This window comes from Pseudalkalibacillus sp. R45 (assembly GCF_052246725.1).
Lineage (GTDB): Bacteria > Bacillota > Bacilli > Bacillales > Fictibacillaceae > Pseudalkalibacillus.
The window spans coordinates 1-24,534 of sequence record NZ_JBQQCL010000015.1 but is presented as its reverse complement, the minus strand read 5'-3'; the positions used below and the strand labels follow the sequence as shown (position 1 = coordinate 24,534).

The 24,534-nt window shown below is 41.6% G+C and carries 32 protein-coding genes and 1 pseudogene; 8 read left to right on the top strand and 25 right to left on the bottom strand.

The window, feature by feature from the left end; genetic code table 11:
• Nucleotides 1-90 precede the first annotated feature (90 nt).
• The 4 genes from ACTWQL_RS19460 to ACTWQL_RS19445 all read left to right on the top strand — a co-directional run bounded on the left by ACTWQL_RS19460 (nt 91) and on the right by ACTWQL_RS19445 (nt 1,648).
• The gene (locus tag ACTWQL_RS19460; RefSeq protein ID WP_443144069.1) at nt 91-435 is read left to right on the top strand and encodes a hypothetical protein; all 345 of its coding nucleotides are present in this window, start codon (nt 91-93) and stop codon (nt 433-435) included.
• Nucleotides 428-1,030 (top strand): hypothetical protein, encoded by a 603-nt coding sequence (locus ACTWQL_RS19455; protein ID WP_443144068.1) that lies wholly within the window; start codon nt 428-430, stop codon nt 1,028-1,030. The genes ACTWQL_RS19460 and ACTWQL_RS19455 overlap by 8 nt, the downstream gene beginning before the upstream one ends.
• A 13-nt stretch (nt 1,031-1,043) precedes the next feature.
• A complete protein-coding gene (locus tag ACTWQL_RS19450) occupies nt 1,044-1,190 on the top strand; it encodes a hypothetical protein (protein ID WP_443144067.1) in 147 nt (48 codons plus the stop codon).
• A gap of 296 nt (nt 1,191-1,486) precedes the next feature.
• A complete protein-coding gene (locus ACTWQL_RS19445; RefSeq protein WP_443144066.1) occupies nt 1,487-1,648 on the top strand; it encodes a hypothetical protein in 162 nt (53 codons plus the stop codon).
• A 93-nt stretch (nt 1,649-1,741) separates the two neighbouring features.
• Here ACTWQL_RS19445 and cotJC read toward each other — a convergent pair.
• The 7 genes and pseudogenes from cotJC to ACTWQL_RS19410 all read right to left on the bottom strand — a co-directional run.
• Nucleotides 1,742-1,972, bottom strand: a pseudogene (gene cotJC, locus ACTWQL_RS19440) (spore coat protein CotJC); the annotation flags it as partial.
• A gap of 35 nt (nt 1,973-2,007) precedes the next feature.
• Complete coding sequence (locus ACTWQL_RS19435; RefSeq protein WP_261132694.1) at nt 2,008-2,259, bottom strand: spore coat protein CotJB; 252 nt, start codon at nt 2,257-2,259, stop codon at nt 2,008-2,010.
• Between the two features lie 18 nt (nt 2,260-2,277).
• On the bottom strand, nt 2,278-2,505 hold the full coding sequence (locus tag ACTWQL_RS19430) for a spore coat associated protein CotJA (RefSeq protein ID WP_443144065.1): 228 nt from the start codon (nt 2,503-2,505) through the stop codon (nt 2,278-2,280).
• A 233-nt stretch (nt 2,506-2,738) separates the two neighbouring features.
• Nucleotides 2,739-3,137: a DoxX family protein gene (locus tag ACTWQL_RS19425; protein ID WP_443144064.1), complete on the bottom strand. Its 399-nt coding sequence runs from the start codon at nt 3,135-3,137 to the stop codon at nt 2,739-2,741.
• A gap of 223 nt (nt 3,138-3,360) precedes the next feature.
• Nucleotides 3,361-4,113 carry a type I methionyl aminopeptidase gene (gene map / locus ACTWQL_RS19420; RefSeq protein WP_443144063.1) on the bottom strand — a complete coding sequence of 251 codons (753 nt, stop codon included), beginning with the start codon at nt 4,111-4,113 and terminating at the stop codon, nt 3,361-3,363.
• A gap of 86 nt (nt 4,114-4,199) precedes the next feature.
• Complete coding sequence (locus ACTWQL_RS19415; RefSeq protein ID WP_443144062.1) at nt 4,200-4,826, bottom strand: TVP38/TMEM64 family protein; 627 nt, start codon at nt 4,824-4,826, stop codon at nt 4,200-4,202.
• Between the two features lie 336 nt (nt 4,827-5,162).
• A complete protein-coding gene (locus tag ACTWQL_RS19410) occupies nt 5,163-5,618 on the bottom strand; it encodes a pyridoxamine 5'-phosphate oxidase family protein (RefSeq protein WP_443144061.1) in 456 nt (151 codons plus the stop codon).
• A 429-nt stretch (nt 5,619-6,047) separates the two neighbouring features.
• On the opposite strand from ACTWQL_RS19410, the gene ACTWQL_RS19405 reads away from it, so the two are divergent.
• Nucleotides 6,048-6,344: a hypothetical protein gene (locus ACTWQL_RS19405; RefSeq protein ID WP_443144060.1), complete on the top strand. Its 297-nt coding sequence runs from the start codon at nt 6,048-6,050 to the stop codon at nt 6,342-6,344.
• Here the strand turns inward: ACTWQL_RS19405 and hpaD are convergent.
• The 10 genes from hpaD to ACTWQL_RS19355 form a co-directional block, all read right to left on the bottom strand.
• A complete protein-coding gene (gene hpaD / locus ACTWQL_RS19400; protein WP_443144059.1) occupies nt 6,296-7,279 on the bottom strand; it encodes a 3,4-dihydroxyphenylacetate 2,3-dioxygenase in 984 nt (327 codons plus the stop codon). The two genes, ACTWQL_RS19405 and hpaD, sit on opposite strands and share 49 nt — an antisense overlap.
• Before the next feature lie 12 nt (nt 7,280-7,291).
• Nucleotides 7,292-8,767, bottom strand: coding sequence for a 4-hydroxyphenylacetate 3-monooxygenase, oxygenase component (gene hpaB / locus ACTWQL_RS19395; protein ID WP_443144058.1), 1,476 nt, complete (start codon nt 8,765-8,767; stop codon nt 7,292-7,294).
• Nucleotides 8,768-8,868: 101 nt separating this feature from the next.
• Nucleotides 8,869-10,425, bottom strand: coding sequence for a 5-carboxymethyl-2-hydroxymuconate semialdehyde dehydrogenase (gene hpaE, locus ACTWQL_RS19390; protein WP_443144057.1), 1,557 nt, complete (start codon nt 10,423-10,425; stop codon nt 8,869-8,871).
• Nucleotides 10,367-11,161: a fumarylacetoacetate hydrolase family protein gene (locus ACTWQL_RS19385; RefSeq protein WP_443144056.1), complete on the bottom strand. Its 795-nt coding sequence runs from the start codon at nt 11,159-11,161 to the stop codon at nt 10,367-10,369. The genes hpaE and ACTWQL_RS19385 overlap by 59 nt, the downstream gene beginning before the upstream one ends.
• Nucleotides 11,161-12,090: a 2,4-dihydroxyhept-2-ene-1,7-dioic acid aldolase gene (gene hpaI, locus ACTWQL_RS19380; protein WP_443144055.1), complete on the bottom strand. Its 930-nt coding sequence runs from the start codon at nt 12,088-12,090 to the stop codon at nt 11,161-11,163. The genes ACTWQL_RS19385 and hpaI overlap by 1 nt, the downstream gene beginning before the upstream one ends.
• A gap of 119 nt (nt 12,091-12,209) precedes the next feature.
• Nucleotides 12,210-12,845, bottom strand: coding sequence for a GntR family transcriptional regulator (locus ACTWQL_RS19375; RefSeq protein WP_443144054.1), 636 nt, complete (start codon nt 12,843-12,845; stop codon nt 12,210-12,212).
• 550 nt (nt 12,846-13,395) lie between these two features.
• Nucleotides 13,396-14,037: a response regulator gene (locus ACTWQL_RS19370; protein WP_443144053.1), complete on the bottom strand. Its 642-nt coding sequence runs from the start codon at nt 14,035-14,037 to the stop codon at nt 13,396-13,398.
• A gap of 18 nt (nt 14,038-14,055) precedes the next feature.
• Nucleotides 14,056-15,867, bottom strand: a complete 1,812-nt coding sequence (locus ACTWQL_RS19365; protein ID WP_443144052.1) for a GAF domain-containing sensor histidine kinase — start codon at nt 15,865-15,867, stop codon at nt 14,056-14,058.
• A gap of 124 nt (nt 15,868-15,991) precedes the next feature.
• On the bottom strand, nt 15,992-16,681 hold the full coding sequence (locus tag ACTWQL_RS19360) for an HAD family hydrolase (RefSeq protein ID WP_443144051.1): 690 nt from the start codon (nt 16,679-16,681) through the stop codon (nt 15,992-15,994).
• A gap of 172 nt (nt 16,682-16,853) precedes the next feature.
• On the bottom strand, nt 16,854-17,231 hold the full coding sequence (locus ACTWQL_RS19355; protein WP_443144050.1) for a hypothetical protein: 378 nt from the start codon (nt 17,229-17,231) through the stop codon (nt 16,854-16,856).
• Between the two features lie 465 nt (nt 17,232-17,696).
• Between ACTWQL_RS19355 and ACTWQL_RS19350 the strand changes: the two genes are divergently transcribed.
• Nucleotides 17,697-17,933 carry an IDEAL domain-containing protein gene (locus tag ACTWQL_RS19350; RefSeq protein ID WP_221563635.1) on the top strand — a complete coding sequence of 79 codons (237 nt, stop codon included), beginning with the start codon at nt 17,697-17,699 and terminating at the stop codon, nt 17,931-17,933.
• A 54-nt stretch (nt 17,934-17,987) separates the two neighbouring features.
• On the opposite strand, the gene ACTWQL_RS19345 is transcribed toward ACTWQL_RS19350, so the two are convergent.
• Both ACTWQL_RS19345 and ACTWQL_RS19340 read right to left on the bottom strand, forming a co-directional pair.
• Entirely contained in the window at nt 17,988-18,350 is a 363-nt protein-coding gene (locus ACTWQL_RS19345) for a hypothetical protein (protein WP_443144049.1), read from the bottom strand.
• 302 nt (nt 18,351-18,652) lie between these two features.
• Complete coding sequence (locus tag ACTWQL_RS19340; protein ID WP_443144048.1) at nt 18,653-19,042, bottom strand: hypothetical protein; 390 nt, start codon at nt 19,040-19,042, stop codon at nt 18,653-18,655.
• Nucleotides 19,043-19,232: 190 nt separating this feature from the next.
• Here ACTWQL_RS19340 and ACTWQL_RS19335 point away from each other — a divergent pair, with 190 nt between their 5' ends.
• Together ACTWQL_RS19335 and ACTWQL_RS19330 are read left to right on the top strand one after the other, a co-directional pair.
• Entirely contained in the window at nt 19,233-19,448 is a 216-nt protein-coding gene (locus tag ACTWQL_RS19335; protein WP_443144047.1) for a hypothetical protein, read from the top strand.
• 165 nt (nt 19,449-19,613) lie between these two features.
• Nucleotides 19,614-20,810, top strand: coding sequence for a DUF819 family protein (locus ACTWQL_RS19330; protein WP_443144046.1), 1,197 nt, complete (start codon nt 19,614-19,616; stop codon nt 20,808-20,810).
• A 57-nt stretch (nt 20,811-20,867) separates the two neighbouring features.
• Here the strand turns inward: ACTWQL_RS19330 and ACTWQL_RS19325 are convergent, their stop codons facing one another.
• The 6 genes from ACTWQL_RS19325 to ACTWQL_RS19300 all read right to left on the bottom strand — a co-directional run.
• Nucleotides 20,868-21,002 (bottom strand): hypothetical protein, encoded by a 135-nt coding sequence (locus ACTWQL_RS19325; RefSeq protein WP_443144045.1) that lies wholly within the window; start codon nt 21,000-21,002, stop codon nt 20,868-20,870.
• A gap of 4 nt (nt 21,003-21,006) precedes the next feature.
• On the bottom strand, nt 21,007-21,228 hold the full coding sequence (locus ACTWQL_RS19320; RefSeq protein ID WP_443144044.1) for a hypothetical protein: 222 nt from the start codon (nt 21,226-21,228) through the stop codon (nt 21,007-21,009).
• A 336-nt stretch (nt 21,229-21,564) separates the two neighbouring features.
• Nucleotides 21,565-21,837, bottom strand: coding sequence for a hypothetical protein (locus ACTWQL_RS19315; protein WP_221563624.1), 273 nt, complete (start codon nt 21,835-21,837; stop codon nt 21,565-21,567).
• A gap of 107 nt (nt 21,838-21,944) precedes the next feature.
• Nucleotides 21,945-22,463: a hypothetical protein gene (locus tag ACTWQL_RS19310; RefSeq protein ID WP_443144043.1), complete on the bottom strand. Its 519-nt coding sequence runs from the start codon at nt 22,461-22,463 to the stop codon at nt 21,945-21,947.
• A 678-nt stretch (nt 22,464-23,141) separates the two neighbouring features.
• The gene (locus ACTWQL_RS19305) at nt 23,142-24,176 is read right to left on the bottom strand and encodes a glycoside hydrolase family 15 protein (RefSeq protein WP_443144042.1); all 1,035 of its coding nucleotides are present in this window, start codon (nt 24,174-24,176) and stop codon (nt 23,142-23,144) included.
• Nucleotides 24,177-24,271: 95 nt separating this feature from the next.
• A partial coding sequence (locus ACTWQL_RS19300) for a hypothetical protein (protein WP_443144041.1) occupies nt 24,272-24,534 on the bottom strand: 263 nt, incomplete at its 5' end.

Below are 24,534 nucleotides of genomic sequence, written 5' to 3'. Positions count from 1 at the left end.
CTACTATTAGAAGGAATTGGAGCATGGATTTTTATTGTAATGGCATCAGTTATTACAGCATGGAGAAAACACTAAAGGGAGAGAGATAGGATGATTAACTACAGTTTCAATCAATGGAGAGTATCAGGAGAGCAAGCAGAAAGTCAGATTAGTCCTAGAGGTTATGTACTTCTTAATGCAGATGCAGGGAGATTATCAGGTCAGGAGATAGGAACAATATTGTACAGGCACTATGTAAAAGGAATTAAAGCTAATGAGCTTTACAAAGAGTACAGCAAGATAGCACATCACTTTATTATTCAGGGGATATTGACAGGCTCAGGAAAGTTTGCACTAGCTTACAACATGTTCATGGAATTGCTTGAGGAGAATCCTGAGGAGCTTGAAATGATGTTTGGTGAAACTAAAAGGAAAGTAGGTGAGGATAATGAGTAAACTTAACACAGCAGAACTAATGGAACTGAGAAACTACTATTTTAAAAAGTTAGATAGAGGGATTGAAATAGAAAAGATTCTGCATTTCATTCAGAAAGATGTATTGGATGCAGGACAATCTGAAAGGCTACAAAAAGATATTGTCAAGGAGCAGGCTGATAGAGAGCATAAGAAGAAAGTAAAGTTTTATGAGCATGTCAATGGGGCTTTAAACAGTCCTGATAAATGGATACTGAAAGGGCAGAACATTGTTAAAGCATATCCTCATCCAGTATTAAAAGGTATGAAAGTGGTAGGCATTAAGTACAAAACTACTCCTTTCTTATTCTCAGAGGAATTGTGGGAGATTTATTGTGAGATTGAGGATGAGCTGAGCATAAGAAATCCTGAATGGAAAGCAAGCAGGGCAATGGATTTTATGATGCTCAAGGAGCAAGGGTACAAAGATTCTACAATTGCTAGAAAGTATAACCTGAATCCATCAACAATAAAAAACAATATTGAACAGCTTGAGGCAGATAGATTGAAAGTGAGTATGCATGATGAAAAATGGTTCAGGCAATTCTATTTGTTTGACCATAAAAAGGTACTTTAAGGAGGTGAGAAGAATGGCAGTAAGGAACACAGTAAATAAGTCTCTTGGAGGCATGAAAGTTACACAGTCTAACAATGCTAAGGCATCAAACAGCATCAAGCCTGCTAATGTACAAAGCAATGCAGGTGGAAAAACAGGAACATCAGCAAGGAATAAATAAAACAGTCAATACCTTGAGGCAATGTCCTCAGGTTTATAAAAGAATCCTCTAAACAGTCAGGGCAGGTACTTAAATGTATCTGCTCTTTTTTGTATGGAATTTTACATATACTCCCTCCCCTTTCTATTCCCTTTGTCACAGTTTGAGCATTTATTGCTAATGGTTCAGCAGAGGCTCAGTAAATGCCACTAGATGTCACAGAAAATCAAAAAATCTCTTAATAAATAGTAAGGGCATTTTCAGTAATTTGGACAATCCATTCAGACATAGATACTAATAAGAGGAGAGGATACAGCATGAGTAAGAACAGCATAAGTAAGGAGAGTAAGCAAAAGGCAAAAGATACAATATCCATTGAGGGGATTGGTAAGGTAAGCCATACAGGGGAATTTAATATGCAGGCTTTCATTAAGGAGGCAATGAAACACAGGAAACATTGGAGAAAGGCAGGAGCTTAAAAATAGCTACTGTCTTTTTTTTGTATTCATTTTGTGGTTATATAATATGGAAGGAACAAGTATAATGTAATGTAGCATTTTAGTTATATTCTATTTATAGACCATCGTTGCAATCATCTCTAAATGCGCGAACTCCTCTGTCCCGATATCCGTCAGCAATCCGACTACTTTATCAGGAATCGAATAACGTTGGTTCAGATAACGCAATGCCGCTGCCAATTCTCCATCTGCTCCACCATACTGTTCAATTAAAAACTTCGCCAGCATCGGATTACATTTACTTACCTTGACAGGATATTGTAGTTTCTTTTCATAGACCCACATGATTCAGCGCATACCTCCTTCAAGTAGTAGGTTGATTACATCTGCCACGGCCATGGAGGGTCATCCCAGTTCCATGGATATCCGGAGTAGCTTTGACCAAATTGCATCAATGGTCCATATTTCTTTTCAATCTGCTGACGCAATTTCATCCCTTTTTCAGCAAACTCATTGAACTGTTTGATCGAATCAAAATCTTCAGGATGTGTATCAAGATATAACGTCAGCTCGACAAGGACGAAATCAATTTCCTGGAGTTGTTTCATCCAGTCATAAAACTCTTTCGGCATGGTTTTTTGGTTCGCCACCTACTCCCCCTCCTCTCGCTTCTTTTTATAAGGATTGCTGTACGGCGCATATAACGCTGGCCACAACGTACCCTTAAACAAAGCTGTGGATGGATCGAATTGCTTGAGTCCATAAGGCTGGAATCCTAAATAAAGATTTGGCGGAGTTTCGTAGTATTTCACTTCTATAGGCGGACAAGGATCATTCGGTCCGATATAGGGATGCCAAGATTTTCTGTAGCTGCTCATTACGGTTAAACCTCCCTATAAACAATGTCATATACACCATATTCATGAACTATCGATATTAGACGTCATTCATTTCATTACGCCTTCATGTTCAAGAAAACTTGGCAAAGCTAGGCCTTTGGCGCAGGCTGAGCTTTAGTTACCCTTATATTGAAGAAGGTATTTTATACTTTCTTTAAATGAAACAAAAAAAGAGCTGATCCGAATGAATCAACTCTTTTTCCATATTTATTTTAACCGAGCATCCAAGCATCAAGTGAGTAAGCACCTGGACCCGCAAGAACGAGTGCGACTGCAACCGTGATGATTGCAAGGTTGTATTCATAACCACCTTCTGTCGCCCAATAGCCGTTTGGACCATGGACCTTGAAGATTGCGACGAGCATCGGTACGATCATTAGAACTGCACCGACTTCAGTAAGAAATCCGAATGCAATCAACAATCCGCCTGCAACTTCACCTAAACCAGCCATAAGAGCCATCGTTTTTCCAGGTTTCAAACCGAGTGATTCAAAAAACCCTGCTGTACCTTCCAATCCATGCCCGCCGAACCATCCAAACAACTTTTGTGTTCCGTGTGCGGCAAAAGTCAAACCGAATACGAGACGAATTAATAATAGTGCTAAATCCATTCCTAACCTCTCCTTTTTAATCTTTGGTTGTTTCACTTACTTTATGTAAGTATTATAGCCTCGTTAACTTACTTTTGTCAAGTAACTTTATAATTTTTATGTAAAACGCTAGAGTTTTCACAGAAAAGTCTTCAGTATCCGCTAACTTCGGTGGTACCTTAGTACTGTTTTCTAGAATTATCATTGAAATAAAAAACTGCTGTATAGGATCAGCAGTTTCAGTTCAACGATATTGATTTGTTAAAATAATCGGACCTTTCTTGGTGATGGCTACTGTATGTTCATATTGGACAGATAACTCTTCATCAACAGTTCTTGCGGTCCAGCCGTCCTTTTCTACATATACGAAATGACTTCCGCAATTCAGCATCGGCTCGATTGTGAGTACCATACCCTCTTTCAATTCAGGACCTTGTTCGATTGGACCGTAATGAGGAACCATCGGTGGTTCATGCATTTCTCTACCAATCCCGTGACCGATGAAATCCCGAACGATAGCGTACCCTTTTTCCTCAGCATATGTTTCAATCGCATTTGCAATATGCCCGATCCGGTTTCCCACCTTTGCCTGCTCAATACCTTTGTATAATGCTTCTTCAGTCGTTTTCAATAAATCCTCAGCTTTTTTATCGATTTTTCCTACTGGATACGACCAGGCTGAATCTGCTAACCATCCGTTCAAATTCACGACAAAATCGATTGTGACGATATCGCCTTCTTTCAATTTTTTTGCTGAAGGGATGCCATGACAGACGACATCATTGACAGAAGCACATATCGCATGCTGATACCCTTGATATCCTTTCTGCTCTGGAGTCGCACCGTGTTTCCTTAAGTATTGATCGACAAAGTCATCAATTTCAATCGTTGTAATACCTGGCTTGATGAGATTCCGGATTGCACGATGACAATCACTGAGTAACCGCCCTGCTTCATGCATCATTTCGATTTCTTCTTTCGATTTTAATACGATCATCCCTTTCCCCTCTCTATTCCATTGATAACTAAAAACGAGATAATTCAAGTGAATTACCTCATTTTATTAATCGAATATACTTCTTGTTACTGAGAGACCTTTTTTAAAGGGCGGTGCAATTTCCGTTCCAGCAATTTCCCTACCAGCCACAACACGACAATAACCACGCTGATGATGATCATTTTTATCGGTTCTTTGATGATTGAGAAAAAATCATGTCCGATATACGAAATGAAGAAAACCATCACAAGTTTTCCAAGGCTGACGGCAAGTACGAATGTCAAGGTATTCAGCTTGGACAATCCGCAAATGACATTGATCAGTGCTGAAGGTGTGAATGGGAAACAGTAGATGACAAACAACAGGCCAAATCCTTTTCTTTCAACCCACCCGAGTAAAGACTTCGTTTTGTCGTGTCGCGTGATGAAATTCAAAAATCTTGCTTGTGCATATTTTCTGACTAGCATATAGACAAAGATCGATCCGAAAACGGTTCCGATCCATGAAAATAACACCCCCCAGAAGAATCCATATGCCGCTGCATTCCCTGCAACAAACAACACGAGAGGCAAGATTGGCAAAAATGCTTCAAGCATAGGTAAAAGGATTCCCGGAAATGGTCCCAGGTTCTGATATTCATCCAACCATCGCAGAATATCTTCCTGTGTCAATTCTGTTAAAAAATATTTTAGTCGCTCCCAGTAAGTACCCATGAATGTACTCCTTCATTCTATATGTATATCTCTTACTTTATCATACGGCAAAAACCAGGTTTTTTAACCTATCAAATATATACGTTTTGATTTTTTAGTTTCTGTTTTTCTTTTTTTCCCATTATTAGAGGACACCAGAGACCTTAATAGACGCTAAACCCTTATCCTAAGAAAATTAGTGGACACCAGGGACCTTATATGCCTGAAACGAGAGAAAACCGGACTCGATATACCCAAATAGCGGAACAGTTGTCCTCTAATTTTGACAAATCCTTACCTTTATGGTTTCTGGTGTTTTAAAAAAGGACTGACATTTGCTCGTCAGCCCTGGAATTTCTACTTCATTAACGCCGCATAGACGGCATCATCCAATTCTTTAGCTTTTTCAGGATTATACGTCTTCTCATAGGCAGGTTCTTGCGTAATCTTCGCGCCCCAGAACATGCTTTCAAAAACTGCTTCCACAGCGATTTCGATTTTAGAAAGTTTAAGGTTGACGCCTTCCATCGTATCTTCAAGAATTTCAGCTTTTCCCTGGATTGAATATACCGTCTCCAAACCGATGATATTCAGGACAACCCCTGGATTCGCCTTGATATTATCAACAATACGTGAATTGTTCGTCACAGAAAAACGAATCCGCTTTTCATCGACACTTTTCACCCAGGAGATCGCGTTTACATTAGGAGCTCCGGTTTCTGCATCAACTGTTGCGATGTTCACTAGCTTTTCACCCTGGAAAAATTCAACGAGTTCTGGTGAAAGTTCTGTAGGTATTTCTTGTTTGGCCAAGTCAAAAACTCCTTTCAATGTTAACCTGTTGCTAATCCAATCATATCATTTGTCATGAAAGGTGCAAGGGTTTGGACTCTTGTAAAGCTTCCGTTCATTCATAAAATCTTACTTCAAGTTTCCCCTTTTTCAAACGGATGCAAACTGTTTTTTTAAAAGGCTGTTTTCGCAAACTTTGTTGCTCTTGCACTTAAAGAAAGTATAAAATGCTTTCTTCAGTATAAGGGCAACTAAGGCTCGACCTACAAAAGGCTTGGTCTCGCAAGTTTTCTTTAAAAGTCGTTGATTTCCGCTCCAGGATGCTCGCTTTCCGCGGGGCGGGCGGGGATCCCACTCGTTGCCTTGCGACCTCAGGAGTCTCCTTTTCTAGGAAGCATTTGTGCTCCTGCGTCTACAAGAAAGTCCTGTCGAAGCGAGCTTCCTCGTCGCATGCCTTGCGAGGAGATTATTCAGGTAGTAGGCACGCTGATCCCGCAGGACAAGGAAAGCTTCGGCAGCGTTACATCGCACGAAGAAAATGCGATTTTCATTTTCGAGGAGTCTCGCACCTTGCTCTCCAATCAACTTGCACAAGGTGAGTTTTTTAAAATGACTCAAAAGCAACAATCTTTTAGAAAAGAGCCTTTTTTAAAAGACAAGAGGCTGAGATTCTGGATCGTCAGCCTCCATCCTTTTCATCATGTTACGAAATCAGGCTTACGTTGTTGTAGAACTGGTTCTGCTTGAGCAACCTCTTTACCGGTATGTACGTCGAGTACACCGGTCGCTTCATTAAACCAGCTATCTGGTGCAGCATGACCCCAGAATGTCGCTCTCCGCGGGTCGTTCAAATCCCAGCGAATCGGTTTGAAATCCGGGTCGCTCGTCAAATAATCTCCTGTATACATTTCAATCCTGTTACCATCTGGATCTCTCAAGTATAAGAAGAAGGCATTGGATAAGCCATGGCGGCCAGGACCACGTTCAATCGCATGCGCGTAACCCATAGCAGCCAAGACATCGCAGCAATGGATGACGCTCATTGGATCACTTAACGTGAAACCAACATGGTGAAGCCTAGGACCTTTTCCATTCATAAATGCATGATCATGAACTGTCGACTTGCGATGCAGCCAAGCCGCCCAAATTCGATCATCATCAGTGGCCGTATATTCGGAGCATCGAAACCCTAATTCATTGATGTAGAAGTTCTTCGCTTTTTCTACATCCTGGACCATACAATTGACATGATCGATGCGTTGGACACGTGCACCACGATAGAGGTCGAAACGCTGAAGCAAACGTTCGACGCCTTCCATTTCCGCAAAGAATTCAAGCGGCAAGCCAGAAGGATCCTGAACCCTCAACGTTCTTCCAACTGCTCTTTGCGTACCTTGTTCAAGCCACTTCGGCTTAAAACCTTTTGATTCAAAAAGCTTGAATAATGTATCCAGATCACGATCTTCCATCACTTTATAGGACATTGCCTGCACGCCAGGCCCATCCGCTTTTTTTAGGACGAGACTATGATGTACATGTTCTTCCAATCCCCGCAGGTAAAGATGCTCATCATCACGTTCCGTTTCTACGAATCCAAGAGCATCAACGTAAAAGGCTTTTGCCTTATCAAGGTCTGTCACGTTCATGACGACCCTTGCAACACGAATGATGTTGAAGTCCATTTCCCCGCCCCCTTATACGTTCACGTTCTGATTCGTAGTCGGCTTGACTCGATCCAGGAATGATTTGACCATTTCTTTATATGGTTCTTTGTTATATACATCGTAATAAACGTTCGACATCCTGACAGGGTCACCAAAGAAATAATATTCATATAAAGCTTGGCGGCCGCCAAATGAGCTTAGAGAAATATCCCAAGCGAGACGGAACAATTGGACTTTCTCATACCCATCGATCTGTCCGCCCTGTGTATAGCGATGGACGAGTTCACCGATATCTTCATTGCTGAAGTCATCCTGTGTTGGTGTGCCCATTAGACCAGATGCACCAAGGATGCGTACGATCTCGACCATCCTCTGATACACTTTCGGATACCAGTTCCGAGCCGCATTCAACGGTGCAAAATCAGGTGTCATATTGCCATACTTGTCTAAAGCTGCATTTTGTTCAGCACGGAACATATGAGAGCGCATCGTTTCGAGAATGATCATCACTTCAGATGCTTTTTCCTTAACATGCTGGAACCGCTCGATTCCAATTGCATCGATCATGCTCAGTATGACACCAAGGACGAATTCCGTTTTCGCTGTGTTTTTTGCGATAACTTGATGCGTCATATGGACCATCGCATTTGTTTCGACATACGTCCGGTTACAGACTTCAGAGTTTCCAGCCACGAAAATGCGCTCCCAGGGAACGAATACATTATCGAAAATGACGATCGCATCACTTTCTTCGAATCTCGCACTTAAAGGATGATCCCACTGGTTACGACCAACGTCGAATGATTCTCGGCAAACGTATTTCAAGCCTTTTGTGTTGTTTGGAATCGCAAAAGCCATTGCATACGGATCGTCATCTGTGGAAGCTTTATTCAATGTCGATGGGAAGACGACGATTTCATCGGTAATACCGCCTTGTGTTGCTAGAAGACGCGCCCCATTGACAACGATTCCATCTTTGTTCTTTTCGACGATATGCGCTGAAATACCAGGATCCTTCTGCTCATGCTGCATTTTCGAACGGTTTACCTGTGGATGGATCAACGTGTGTGTCAATGTAACGTCGTTCTCACGGCAATAATCATAATACTTGCGGACATTCTCACCGAACATCGGATCTTGTTCAGCAAAAAATTGTCCAGCAGTACCGAATGCCATTACACTTGTATTCAAGTAGTCTGGTGTTCGGCCCATCATCCCGCCGGTGTAGCGAGCCCATTCAGTGAACATTCCGCTCCGTTTCACCAGGTCTTCTTTCGTTTTCGGCGCTATGAAGGACAATCCTACCTTTTCACCCGATGTTGGTGAGGTATAGAGCATCTCATCTGGTTTTTCATGTTGCAGATCCAATAGATCAGCCATTGATTTGATGACATTTTTCAAAGCTGGATGTTCTGTGACATCCTTTACTCGTTCACCATGAATCCATACATTATTGTTAGCGGCTTTCAAGCCTTCTATATATTGTTTACCATTACGTGCACCCAATCCGATCCCTCCTGAATAATTGATCATTTCAATTGTTCATACATTCACCGACAAATCAGTCTGGCTGCGTATCAGTTATGTCATTCGCCGGAGGTTTTCGTTCATTGTTGCTGTGACGATGAGGATGTCAATGATTTCTTTCCGAACTGCGGGATATGATGTTCACCCATCGATACATGGATCACTTTCATTTCTGTGTAAAATTCGAATGCGTAATGTCCGCCTTCACGCCCGATACCCGAATGTTTCGAACCTCCAAAAGGAATGCGAAGATCCCGGACGTTCTGTGAGTTCACCCACAGCATACCTGCCTCGACGGCTTGAGCGACCCGATGGCCTTTTTTCATGTCGTTCGTCCACACGTATCCTGCAAGACCATAACGGATATCGTTCGCCTGCTGAATGACTTCTTCTTCTGTTTTAAATGTGATGACAGACAAGACCGGACCGAAGATTTCTTCTTGTGCGACACGCATGTCATTTTTCACATTCAAAAGCAATGTCGGTGCTACGAAATTGCCATCTTCAAGTCCTGGTGGAATGTTGCCGTGATAAAGCTCTGCTCCTTCTTGAGCGGCAATCGCCAGATAATTTTTCACCCTGTTGTAGTGTTCTTGATGGACAAGCGGACCAACTTCTGTCTCCATATCCATCGGATCACCGACGATGATGTTCGAGACGCGTTCTTTCAACCGCTCGATGAAGGAATCAGCTACTGATTCCTGTAGGAACAGACGCGAGTTCGCTGTACAACGTTCTCCGTTGAAGGAAAAGATCCCCCACACACATGCATCGAGTGCCCTTTCCATATCCGCATCATCAAAAACGATAATCGGGGATTTGCCGCCAAGCTCCATGGAGAAGCGTTTCAAGCTTGCTGCCCCATTGCGCATGATTTCAGATCCAGTCGTCGTTTCACCTGTAAAAGAAATGAGTTGTACATCTGGATGTGCCACAAGCGAAGCGCCAGCGGTTTCTCCGAATCCGTGAACGACGTTGAACACTCCGTTCGGCAAGCCTGCTTCGTCAATGATTTCTGCTAGCTTATTTGCTGTAAGAGGAGACCATTCTGCTGGTTTCAACACAACGGTGTTCCCAGTTGCGAGGGCTGGTGCCACTTTCCACGTTTCCAACATGAACGGTGCATTCCACGGCGTGATCAATCCAGCGACACCTACTGGTTTTTGAACGGTATAATTCAAGAATTCGTCATCCACCTGATAAGCGTCGCCGACCATCCGGTTCTTCACCATTTCCGCATAAAACCTGAAGTTGGCCGCTGCTCTCGATGTCATTTTTTTCGTTTGCTTGATCGGAAGCCCTGTATCAAGAGATTCAAGATGAGCGATTTCCTCGATATGCTCATCAATGAGATCCGCAATTTTATAGATGTATTCCAGACGTTCACTGACTTTCATTGATCCCCATGGGCCGTTTCGGAAAGCCTCCTTCGCTGCATCGACAGCGAATTCGATATCCTCTTTATCACCTTCAGCGACATGGTTCAACGCTTTCCCTGTCAACGGGCTGAGGTTTTCAAAGGTTTTAGCGCTTCTTGCATCCTGGAACGCACCGTTGATATAAAGCTTGATCGGGTCTCTAACTGTTGGTTTTTGCACTCTCTGCACCTCCTGCTGCAACCTGATCAGTTCTTCCATCTAAAATGTCGTTTTCCAAAGCCCCTAGATAATCGATTTCGAGACGTACATGATCACCTGGATAGACGTGAGAAATCCCTTTTGGCGTCCCTGTCCAGATGACGTCGTTCTCCTCGAGTGTCATGAAGGAGCTGATAAATTCGATTAATTCTTCGATACCGTAAATCAGATCCTTCGTATTCCCTTGCTGGCGAAGTTCCCCATTTACGTAAGAACGCAACTCGATATTGTTCACATCCGGGATGTCCTCCTTATCGACGAAATAAGGTCCCATCGGCCCGAACGTGTCATGTCCTTTTGCTCTTACTGGCGGGCGGTACATGTTGTTGACAAAATCACGTACAGTCACATCATTGGCGATCGTATATCCTTTGACATAATCCATTGCATCTTCTTTCTTGATATTGCGCCCTTCTTTTCCAATGACCACTGCCAGTTCATTTTCATAATGCATATATGTCGCACCATCCGGATAGTATACAGGTGATTTATGCCCGACGATCGAAGAGTTCGGCTTGATGAACAGAACCGGCTCCTTCGGCTTTTCGAGTCCTAATTCATCAGCATGATCCGCATAGTTCAGTGCTAATCCGACCATCTTATTCGGCTTGAATGGCGCTAACCATACATCGATTTCGCTTTCCTCATACACTTTTCCAGAGGATGATTGGATTTTTCCATCGACAACTGTTCCAGATTGTTCTCTGCCTTCAACGATAAAACGTGCATGTTTCATTACGCATGACTCCCAACATTTTTAGATAATAATCCATAGTGATCCAATACTGAGCGGATTTCCTTCTGTAATTCCTCGCTAGGAAGGTCCATAGGTAAGCGGAGGTTCGGGTGGATGCGATCCATCATCCCTAGTGCCGCTTTCAACGGAGCCGGGTTGGTATCCTTGAACAGGACATCATTCAACGGCATCAAATCATAGTGGAGTTCCTGTGCTTTGGCGACATCTCCGTTTGCCCAGTAGTTATACACATCCGCTACCCTTCCTGGCATAATGTTCGCAGTTGCACTGATATATCCCGCGCCGCCGATTGCGAGCATTGGGTAACAGAGCAGTTCGATTCCGGAATAGAGCAAGAAGTCCCTGCCACAATTGAGCAACACACGATTGACATGCTCAAAATCTTTATTTGATTCTTTGATTCCGATGATGTTCTCGCAATCCTCGTTCAGTCTTGCGATTGTTTTTACGTCCATATTGACGGCTGTACGGCCTGGTATGTTATAGATGATGATTGGAATATCTACGGTGTCTGCGATCGTTTTGAAATGTTTGTAAAGCGCATGTTGTGAGGGCTTGTTGTAGTATGGAACGATGACCATTGCTGCATCCGCTCCAATTTCTTTCGCTTTCTTTGTGAGGTATAGCGTCTCTTGGTGATTGGTAGAACCTGTCCCCGGCACGAATGGAACCCTGCCATTCACTGTTTTCATTGCTGTCTCCATGACTTCTACTCTTTCCTCGAGTGTCAGAGAGCTCGGTTCCCCTGTGGTACCAGTCACTGAAATCCCATGTGATCCGCTTTCAATATGCCAGTTGATCAAATCTTTCAACGTATCATGATCAACAGCATCATCTTCCTTGAACGGGGTGATGATCGGGGCGATCGATCCTCTTAACTGTTGTTTCAACTCATCTAACTTTGACATCACTACATCTCCTTTTTGAATGTGTTCAGTCCTGAATAGTCAGGCGGGTCTTGCAAATCGTGAACAGTGTAAAACAAAGAACAAGTATAGCTCCTTCCTTTTCATTTTCGAAGTTCTGATCAATGCCTTTGATGATAAAACGACTTGACAGTATTCAGTTTGTGTTCCCGAACGAAGGCTTCGACCTTTCCAGGGTCTGCCCTTTGTTCAAGTAAGCGTATGATCTCTTCGTGCTCCAAGACTGATTCTCTTGCACGGACCGGCATGAATGCAGAGCCTGCTCTCCGGATTGAATCGAGGCGTTTCCATGTTGATTTGATATTTTCGACGAGGTATTTGTTTTCACAATACTCGTACGTAAGTCCATGGAACGCTCGGTTATACTTACCGAAAGATACGAAATCAAGTTCCTCCAGCGCTTGTTTCATAGATTGATTGGTTTTCTCAAGATCAGGAATTCGATCAATCGGAAAGTGTTGACCGCTGATTGCGGTAGCATAACCTTCGATAACGGCGAGAACCGATAACGTTTCCAGATATTCGTTTTCATTGATAGGTGTAACGATGGCACCGCTGTAAGGTTTGAATTGGATCAATCCATCGGACTCAAGCTGCCGGAGTGCTTCCCTTATTGGAATAGCACTGGTTTCTATTTCCCTAGCAATCTGGTCGATCACAATCCGATATCCAGGTCCATATGTCCCATCAAGAATACGAGCACGCAAAAGCTTATACGCAAATTGTTGCTTATTCATGGATTTAGAGTTAAGCGCTTTCATAAATTCATAATATATAAAATCATATATGATTTCAACATAAAAATCAGAATTATTCCAATAGTCGCAAATTAAGGAAGGTGAATCCTTTGGTGTCTAGGTGTCTTGTGGCAAGATTGAGGTGATGTTTTATTGAGGGGGAAAGATGCGTTTTTGGTCATGTAAATGGATTTTGTACCTTTTTATAGTTTTCGAAGGATATTCATTCTACTTGGTTACCTCGTTTCTCTTTCATTGGCGTAGAACCGATTCCCGAGGACATCATTTCGTGTTTTTTCGTTTTTCATGTATTCAGAACAGCTTCCTGAATACATCATTTCGTGGTTTTTCATTTTTCATGTATCCAGAACAGCTTCCTGAATACATCATTTCGTGGTTTTTCATTTTTCATGTATTCAGAACTGTCCTTCCCTATCCTACTTACACTTTGCTCCAATGCCCTTAACAGCAGAGAACTTAAACCAAAACCACACCAAAAAACCTGAATAGAGAATTCACCGTCTCTATTCAGGTCTGTCTGTTCGTACATTCAGGGCAATGGTACGATTTGATTTTGAACGGCATAGATGATTGCCTGGGATCGGCTTTTCACTTCAAGCTTCTTCAAGATATTGCTCACATGGATTTTAACCGTCTTATCACTGATGTACAGGCGTTCTGCAATATCTTTATTACTCAACCCTTCCACAAGGCAGATCAACACATCTTTCTCTCGATCAGTCAAATCTTTACCGTTTGGTCCAGTCTGAGTTTTCTTTTGATGATAATCCACTAGTTTTTTAGCCATACTCGGGTGTAAGATCGAATTCCCTTCAGCTACCGAGTGGATCGCTTCTATGACCTCTTCAGAAGGCGCATCTTTCAGAATATATCCATCTGCACCCGCTTTTAAAGCCGACATGAAGTACTCATCATGCTTGTACATGGTCAAAATCAAAACTTTACACTTCGGAAATGTTCTTTTTACTAAACTAGTAAGCTCGATTCCATTTTTATCCGGTAAATTGATATCCATCAAAATTACATCAGGTTCAGTCGTTTCGATCGTTTCTAGAAATTCTTCACCGGAGGTCAATTCTCCAACAACAGCAATATCCTCTTCAATAGCAATGATATTCTTTAATCCATCTCTCAAAATCGCATGATCATCGATTAACAAAACTTTGATCATAGTTGAGTCTCCTCCACATCAATTTGATACTGGTACAACCATAAGGATTTCGGTTCCTTTTCCTGGTGTACTATTTATTTTCAGCGAGGCATCAATTTGATCCGCTAAATCATTCATGTTCAAGATGCCATAATGAGCTTGTGCCTTCGCTTTTAACAAGGCTTCATACAGTAGAAAACCTTTTCCATCGTCTGAGATCCGGATAATCACATGTTCCCTGCAATACCTGATCATAACATCCACTGATGAAGCATCTGAATGTTTCCCTGCATTTTGCAAAGCTTCTGCTACAACTTCGTAGACGTTCTTTTCAATATGCGGGGAAACTTCTTTCGTATCACCGCGAGTCCGAATCGATACACTCAGGTCAAAATCCTTCTTTACTTCTTCAGCTTTTGCGCGTACCGCTTCGACCATTCCAAACTTTTCGCTTGGCGTCGGCCGTAACGCATAAATTGATTCCCGAACTTCATGAAGGCTTCCTCTCAGCTTATGGATGCTTTCATTGACAAGCTCCATCTTCTCTTTTTCCCCTGCTTTCAATCGTTTCGAGGACTCCAGCTTCATGACTGCACCTGCAAGGGACTGTGCGATTCCGTCATGAATTTCCCTGGCGATACGGTTTCGTTCTTCCAAAACGATTCGCTGTTCTCTTTCTGCAAACAAGTTTCTCGTCTTTATTATAACAGCAAGTTGATTTGCTAAAGTAGACAAAAATTGAATATCCGTCGTTTGGTACAGTTTATTATTTTCTTTCCCGACTAATAAAACGCCTACCGTTTCATTTTCTACCCGTAAAGGGGTGATGACCACAGAACGAATGGATGATGCCAAATAACCACTCAACCCTTCAGGAACATCTTTTCGAGACGGAAAGTAAACCGCTTCATCCAATCGTTTAAACCAATCTTGCTCGAATGCCTTCTCGATTCCCTCACTGATGCTGCCTTTCTTTACGGAGCCTTTCCATTCGTCGTGCTCTTTTACAATAAACAAGGTGGCATCCGTTTGAATGAACTCATCGATCCACTTTTCTACAGAATAAACCCAATTTTCGGAAGGGAGTGACCTGTTCAGCTCTTTCGTAAGAGATACCAAGGCCTTGAAACGATTCTTCTCCCGATTCAATCTGTAAATGAACGCACTGATGATTGACGCTGCAACCAGAGGAGAGAAGAAGAACAGAAATGAAAAGAAGTCCACTACCCCGCCCCTGTTTTGTTCTGCCAAAACAAACATCAATCCAAGATAAATGATTGAAATGATGACGATCACGGTTTCCCTGATCATCTTGTTCTTCCAATCTTTAAAAAGATAGGTTTGTGGCCGTAATAGTAAAATCATATCAATCAACAAATTGTTGATGATATAAAAGCCAAGAGTGAATAACAATGATTGATAGTAATGATAACCAGGGTTTTCTGCTCCTGTTCCTGTCAAGTAAAGTGTTGCATCTGTGACAAAGTGAGTGAGCACCAGCGTCAAAGCGAGTTGCGCAGGATTGAACCAAACAAGCTCAATACGCCTTCTCTTGATCAAGTTGACAGTAAAACTGACGACGACTATCGTAACGACACCCATCCAGGTTCCATGAATGAGAACAATCGTATAAATTAGCGGAAAACTTAATGAAGTAATGCTCTTCCAAACCGGAATCGGGTATAGCTCTGTAATAAATAAAAATCCGACCAGTAGTGCGAAAGACCAGATGTCGTTGATGATATGTAAGTGAAACAGACTAAATATGACTAACAGCCAACCTATTATGGTAATGATCGTAATGGCGATCTTCGAATTCCGTTCACGATTTTTATATACTGCCTTATCCATTTTTAAGAACTCCTGACGATTATAAGAAATGATCTATTCCCATTATCCTAGTAAACCCTTTGAAATCCAATACCCTAAGCCAAAAAGAAATCCGACCAACAACAATATTAGTGCAAGAAATGCATTACTTATTTTCATCAGTATCCTCCTTGGTAAGAGACATTATGATATCAGGAATCTCCGTCAATGAATGTACTGTAAAATCTGCATCAGACGGCTTTTCGTAATGATTGTTATACACCCAAATGGTACACATTCCACATTTTTTTGCCGCTTTGATATCATTTGTAGGATGATCTCCAACAAATATCGTATCGCTTGCTGGAACACCTAGCATGCATAATCCACGTTTGAAGATCTCGGGTGAAGGTTTTTTGATACCTTCTTGTTCCGATATTAAGATACAGTGGAAAACATCGGCCAAAGAAAGAGCATTAATTGTGTTTCGTTGGAATTCCGTTTCCCCATTGGTTATCAGTCCCAGCTGAAGCGAAGACTGTTTCAGATAGTGGATCAAAAGATCAAAACCCTCGATTGGTAAGCATTGATCGTGGAAATGAAAATAATAATCTTCTAATAATAGATCCGTCGCCTGTTTATCCAGTTCATATTTTTCAACAAGACTTTGATAAACATTTTTCTTATGGTTATAGCCATTTTGATCAAAAGCTATAAAGTCGTCGAAATAGTGTTGAGGCTCTACATCACTCAACATGGTGTAATTTCTTTCATATTGCGCTCTGATGAATTGATGCAACGAGTCTGAACGATTCAAGAGCGTTCCATCTAAGTCAAACAGTATTCCTCTAATCATCCAGATCAACCCTTTCATGTCCACACAACATTAGTATACATGAAAGGAATTATTTTTCAGATGGATCACTTTAGATTTAACAATTTCCTCAATTCAAAAATAGTGCCCGAAACTCTCTGTACAACTTAATCAAAATCATAAAGAGAGTCAGACACTATTGGTACCGCCTAGTTTATTGGAGGAGGTCGGGGTCTGTTGGATTATGGCTAGGTTTTACCTCCCTGAGCTTCTCGAGTATTCCCATTTCTTCAATATCCTTTTTTGTTTGCTCTGTACCTAAATCATAAATGGTCAGATAGATTTCATTAAGGAGGCGATCATAGATCATATTGTCGCGGTCACCTGAATCAATGACATTCGAAAACCAGTGAGAGTGAATATACCCTGTCCGATCAGCTCGATCATCCTCGTCAAATAAATCCTTTAACAAAGCAGCTTCATCTTCTGTTGCATTAATTTCGAAATCATAGCTGGACTCACCTTTGCTGCTGCGGATTTCAGCGTTTTGAATACCAGCCTGTACGGTTACATAATATGGTTTTCGTTCCATGTAATCTACCCCCGGTCCAATTAGTTTGCCTTATTTTTTAACCACTTGTACGTAATTATTCTTATAAGTTTTCTTCAAGCCAAATTAGCGACACTCCTGGGGGTGAACCAATCAATGGAGACCATGCAGCCATGTTTTCAGTTAACGGACATCAGAGCCGTTATTTGTGACAAAACCCCTGTTTCTGAAACTTTAACGGACACCAGAACCGTTATTTGTGAACAAAGCAGCTGATTTCCTATGATATTTGCGAAATAAGGTCCCTGATGTCCGTTAAGTTTGTAAATTTCCATTATATTGGCCAAATAAGGTCTCCTTTGTCCGTTAACGAGGTTCGTGCAAGTGGGTTTCAACGAAAATAGTGAGCTGAAGTAAAAAAAATAAATTAATGTAATATTCTGAAAACTAATTGACATCGAGGTGCATATCTTAGATAATAACTAAAAGGGTTTGGGAGGAATCCTCATGAATAAGCATACCTCATCTTTTCAAGCTAAGATGAAAGAACAGGCACAATTGAGACAGAGAAAAGCTGAACAGTATTTTGTATCCCTTGCCGCCCAACTTCTACTTGATGAGTCGTTTTTTGAACACCAGAGACAAAAGCTCAGAGAGAAAATTGATGATGCACTCGAACGCAATGACCAGGAATTGTTTTATTGTCTGGCAGAGCAATTCAAACAACAGTATAGCAATAATTGATCATTCTAATGACACTCAAAGGGGCCGACGACCAGTCAGCCCCTTTTGCTGTTTCTAATTTTCTTCCACAGCAATCAGTGTAGCAACCATCTCGGTGTGTCCTTTTTTGTTTGCAATCGGGCAATAGATCTGATATTCCCCAGGTTCGAACGTTTCTTTAATGGAACCTTTCCCTTTGATTTTTATCGATTCCATACCTTTTATAGCAAACACGTGCTTCCCTTCCACACTTTTGAAATTGATCGTGATGGGTTGATCTGCAAATACTTTATAGATATCTTTGTTGAACTTCCAATTTTCTGCTTTTACTTCAATGACCGTTACAGGTGAGTCAGTAGGAGTTTGATCAGCCCCAGCTGTCCCGCAACCCGATAAAATAGTAATGATGACTATGAAAACGATTAGTTTTTGTACCACGCGAATTCCTCCATGATTGTTTGCCGTTCGTTCTCTCGATTATATGTATCTTTTTCCAGATGAAAGGGTTTCATGTAATGAAAAACATGCCAGGCAAATAAAGAAAACTTTGCAAAGCCAAGCCTTGCGCAGGCTGAGCTTTAGTTGCCCTTAAATTGAAGAAAGTATTTATATTTTCTTTAATTGTAAAAAAATGACCAAATAGGCTGCATCCTTTATACGTTTGGAACTTTTCAACGCAGGGTCGCATCATTCAAGCTCCAAATAAAGCAATGCTCGACTATCTGGTCAGTACATTTTCCTCAATAACAGACAAATGAAGCGATTTGTCGACGGTCAATTCCGAAATACACCCATCTACGTCCTGTCCACCGGTATCCAGCTACAGAATTTCTTCCGACAAATGTCAGCCATGCCCAAAATGAATATCCACCGGTGAGCCAGATATAAACATACTTGCGCATACATGGTCTTAGTGCGCCTGGATCTACCGCAAAAGTTCCAGCACCAGGTCCAGCTTGAAAAGTTGATGGTGATTGCTTTGGGATGAATTTCGGTGGAGGTCCTGGCGGTGGACCCCCTCCATCCGGAAACGGCGGACCAGATGGTGAGCCTTGCTGTTGTGTACCGAATCCGCCTAGAATATTTTGAAGCAGTGAGGAAAGTGGGTTTTGACGATTATTCAAAGACATACTCCCCCTTCTATATGGGTTTCAGACTATCATATGTCTTTGATTTCTTTAGAGTGCTAGGCGTTTGTCTATCTTCCAAATGTTAACTCCATACCCGAAAAATATCCAATTTTTACGAATATATATATAAAGTTCCTCACAAATAAATGTAACAAAGCCTAAAAGAAAAAATGAAATTAGGAGGTGCACTGTGTCTAAATACATTATCAACCACAAGACGAAAGTGGTCCATCACTCTTCATATGTATGCGATGCATGTCGAATCCCTAATTATGAAAGCGAAATTCGTCAAGACTGTACAGATGAAGAACAGATCCTTAGTTTGGTTGAAAAGACCTACCATCAATGTCCATACTGCTTTGAACTATCTCCTTCCGTGATTACACCTAAGACTAACGCCATGTGAAGCAACAAATTACGATGTGATCATCTTCTGCAGCAAAATCACCATGAAATTTTCTTACTTTTTCAAATAATGCTAGTTATAGGTCTTTTAATAAATCAGAAGAATTTTGCGTTATAATGTCTTCCTGTGGGCAACTAGAATTTCATCCCAGAAGGAGGACAACTTATGTTTTCAATCAACGATCCACTGATTCAGGATCCGATTGCCATTTTCACTTACATCGCCGTACTTGTAGGCGGGGTATTCATCCTTGGAGAAACGAAGCATAAAGGACTTCAGAAGTTTTTCCATTACGCACCCCCAATCATCTGGACATACTTTTTACCGATGATCTCTACGACGCTCGGAATCATTCCATCAAGCTCATCTGTTTACGATTTTGTAAGTGCTATCATACTACCTGTTGGTTTATTATTGCTGCTATTATCCGCAGATGTTCCGGCAACCCTGCGATTAGGACCCAAAGCGATTATCATGTTTCTTGCAGGAACTTTCGGAATCGTCATCGGAGGTCCGATTGCGTTAGCGATTTTCCAACCATATTTACCTGAAGATGCTTGGACTGGTGTAGGTGCATTGGCAGGAAGCTGGATCGGCGGTTCAGCGAACATGGCGGCCATGGTAGATGCATTGGACACGCCTAAAGATATCTTATCACCAATGATCGTGGTCGATACGGTTGTAGGTTACAGTTGGATGGGCATCATGATCGCTCTGTCAGGTTTCCAACGTCAGTTCAATAAATGGAACAGAGCCGACAACAGTGTCGTTGAGAAGGTAAACGACCAAATCGGTGTTCTTGAAAAAATGAAAGCCAAACCACTTGCAGTCCCACAATTGTTGGCCATTTTGGGTCTTGGTTTCGGTGTATCCTATGTGGTTGGTCGTGTTGCACAGTTGCTGCCACAGGGTGCGATCTTGAATTCAACAACATGGACGATCATGATCATCTCAGCAGTTGGGATCATCTTTTCATTCACGCCGATCCAACGTTTAGAAGACTATGGTGCAAGTAAAATTGGTTACGCAGGTATTTACTTGTTGCTAGGTACAATTGGTGCAAAAGCGAATTTGATGGCTGTGAAAGATGCACCTCAATACATTTTGATGGGGATTGTCTGGCTATCGATTCATATTCTGTGTATGTTTTTGGCTGCTCGTATGCTTCGCTCACCTATGTTCTTCGTTGCTGTAGGTTCACAGGGGAACATTGGCGGAACGAGTTCTGCACCAATCGTAGCGTCCGTTTTCCAACCAGCCCTAGCACCTGTTGGATTGCTCATGGGGATCATGGGGAATGTAGTTGGTACCTATGCTGCGGTTCTTACCGCTAAACTTGCCCAGATCGTCGCTGGTATGTAGATAATAATAATTAAAAAATGACCTCGAAAGGATTGATTCCTTCAGGTCATTTTCTTTTTAATTACGTTCTTGTTGATAAGCGATGAGGATGATATCTTCATTGCTTTCTTTTTTTAGTTCTTTTTCATAGTTCTGGATTTTGTCCAGCATTTCCTTCGAAACATCGGCTACTGGATAGTTCTGATCTTTCATCATGTCAGCTCCTTTTTTCCGTTCTCGTATACTGCATTATTTCTTTATCATCGATATCATCAACGGCTGTGTCAGCTTCATCAAAATCTACAATTGAATTTCCCATCGATCCATCCATGAAATAGTTGTCTGCTTCATTAGATTCGATCGTACCGAAGCCTGGATTCAAAGCACTATTGGACTCTAACTCTTGCTCCCTCTTTTCCCTTTTCATATCTTTTTCCATCTGTATCACTCCTTCTAATTCTCACAGAAATCATGAGCATATGCATGTCCATCATCAATTCAAGACTATTCTTATTTTACGTTTACACAGATGTTCTATTACTATCCTTTTCCTTTTTTCCGATTTTAATACTTTCTGATATAAAGAAAACTTGGGCTTTGCCAAGCTTTGGCGCAGGGTGAACCTTAGTTCCTCGAAAAAGCAATTGCTTTTCCTTCGTGCAGTGTATTGCTTCCGAAGCCGCCAGCTTGTGCTCTTATACTGAAGAAAGTATTTTTATGCTTTCTTTAAGTATTAAAAGGACTGACACTATTGCGTCAGCCCTGGTGTTTATTTTTATCCGGATTTCTTTTTCTTTTTTGATAATTTGTCTAATACCCACCCTTGCCCGACTTCGCAGTACCTGAGTGGAAGTTCTAACTGAGCCAAAATAGTGTCTTTTCCGACAAGTTTCAAATTTCCTGTCTCTTCATTGAGAACATCGATTTGAGCAGTTTCAGTCTTCGATAATGGAACAACTACATTTTCCAAACCTTTGATCTTGAATGCTTTACCATCGAACGAAACCTTGTGACAGTGGGGAGGTTGACCTAGTTTTATTTTTTCCAAACTTGCTTCCCTCCTATTTTGGATTGACTCTATTGTAACAGATTCTACACAAGAAGAAAGTATAATTTTAGATATTTTCAAAAATTCTCTCAATTGAAATATTTCTGTTAATTTCTGTATATTTCGACATGTTTATCTATGAAATTTTCCAGTTCATCAACTTCTGAGTTTTTCAATTCAGCGGTGTAGATATTCGCACCGACAATGAATCGGATAATGCCTCCAGAAGGGTATTTATGATTATCTTCATGAAGCCCGGTGATGATATCAACACGGTCAACTTCTCGCCAATCGTAAGAAAAGATTCCGGACCGAAATCCGTCTATTCCCACAGAAATATAGATCGTCGAATAAATCTGTGCTAAAAATAAAAGAAAATGCATGACGATATACAGGATACTCGGAAGATTAGGTAAGTCATCAAACAAGACGAATAAAGGGAAAAAGATGAGCAGCACCATTTGAAGACTGCGGAGGAAAAAGATTTGCCCGCTGTCTCCACAATTAAGCAGACGGAAGTGTTGATTCAAACGTTTGTTTACTTGATAGGTTCTGACCATATAGGCGAGCGATAGAAGAATGAATAGTAAGATGATGAAAGTGAAAAGCCAGGTTAACCAAGCCATCATGCTCCCCTCCCCAATACTTATAGTACAAGTATACCATTATAAGAAATGGTGATTTGTTTTTATGGGAATTCAGTACTTGTGGGAATTGGGTAATAATAATTTTCCCGTCGATTTTTTTAAAAAAGGTCTTTTCTTAATGATTGTTGCTTTTGTGTCATTTTTGTAATAACCACCTTGTGCAAGTAAAATGGAGAGTAAGGTGCGAGACTCCTCGAAAATGAAAATCGCATTTTCTTCGTGCGATGTAACGATGCCGAAGCTCTCCTTGTCCTACGGGATCAGCGTGCCTACTACCTGAATAATCTTCTCGCAAGGCATGCGACGAGGAAGCTCGCTTCGACAGGACTTTCTTGTAGACGCAGGAGCACAAATGCTTCCTTGAAAAGGAGACTCCTGAGGTCGCAAGGCGACGAGTGGGCTCACCGCACGCCCCGCGGAAAGCGAACATCCTGGAGGGGATATTAACGACTTTTAAAGAAAACTTGGCGAGACCAGGCCTTTTGTAGGTCGAGCCTTAGCTGCCCTTATACTGAAGAAAGTATTTTATACTTTCTTTAAGTGCAAGAGCAACAACGTTTGCGAAAACAGCTTTAAAAAATTTATCTCATCATTTAAAGTATTGCCCCATTGAAAATATCGAAAATAACAGTTATGTAAAAAACCTCCCTTAGCCACTTAGCCAAGGGAAGTTTCTTTGGTGTCGTTTTTTTCATGACCTAATGCTTCTGCATATTCGAATAACAGGATGCTCATCGCTACAGCCCAGGCAAGAGGTGTATTTTCATTCGCTTCGAACCTGCCGCCAATATAGAGTTCCGGAACTTTACCATCAGCAGGCACAATGGACTCCGTTTTCTTTACATATTCTTCGACTTTTTCCATATCTCCTAGATGACCATAACATAACCCAAGCCAAGGAAACCCAAAGCACCATTCCGCTTCTGAACCTTCATTGAAATATTGATCCCCTGCATAACGGATACAACCGTATTTTCTTTCCAGCTTTCCTGTTATATTTGCTAAAATTTCAAGAGCTGTCTGCCTTGAAACGATTTGATAAGGATAAATCAAGGACAGTAACGCAAGATCTGTTTCTTTCGTCTCGCTTTCCCTGGGCAGCAAGAATTTGAGAGTCTCTTCTCCCTTTTTGATTAAATCTTCGGGAACATTGACCAGCATACGAACCTGCTTCAACCCTGCCACACATGCTCCTACACTGGAAGCGTGAAGCTCCTGATATTCCTCCCACATACCGTTGTCCTCATCTGACCAATACTGAACACAATTTAGATAGTCGACAAGTTTCTGGATCATTTCGCGATCCTTTTCATCCCGAATCATTTTTTTACCCCGCGCTAAACCAGCACCGATGCCCCAAAGGAAACTCCCAATTGCATCATGCTGGGCATGCCCCCACTCTACAGGAAGTTCCTTGAGATCTGTAGAATAGCGGGCGTGGATATACTCATAGCGATGCACAGGTTTCTGGAACCGGTGGATATCAATCTTCCATTCATACGCTTTGAAAAGATCCAATAATGCATAATACGCTTTTTCAAATTGGTCATCGTTGTTATATAGGAATGGAAGGGCTGCATAACATACATCACGGATCCATACATAGGAATAATGTTTTGACGGACTTGCCAGAAAGGCTCCATTCGGAAGCCGCATCGTCTCCAACACATCATAAAGTTTCGATTTTTCCATCTTATAAATCCTTCCTCTTCTTATACCTTGTTAATTCCTTTATTCCCATAATTCATCTATTTACTCTTCGTTTTGGAAAAAGAGGATGAAAACCATCAACAGTGCTTCATTGCCTTTAATATCGTATTCAATAGCCGTCCAAATGCCAGCCCATTTGAATGGAATAACAGCTTACCGGCAGTTTTTACTTTAGGCTCTTTTCTAAAAGATTGGTGCTTTTGAGTCAGTTTTAAAAACTCACCTTGTGCAAGTTGATTGGAGAGCAAGGTGCGAGACTCCTCGAAAATGAAAATCGCATTTTCTTCGTGCGATGTAACGCTGCCGAAGCTTTCCTTGTCCTGCGGGATCAGCGTGCCTA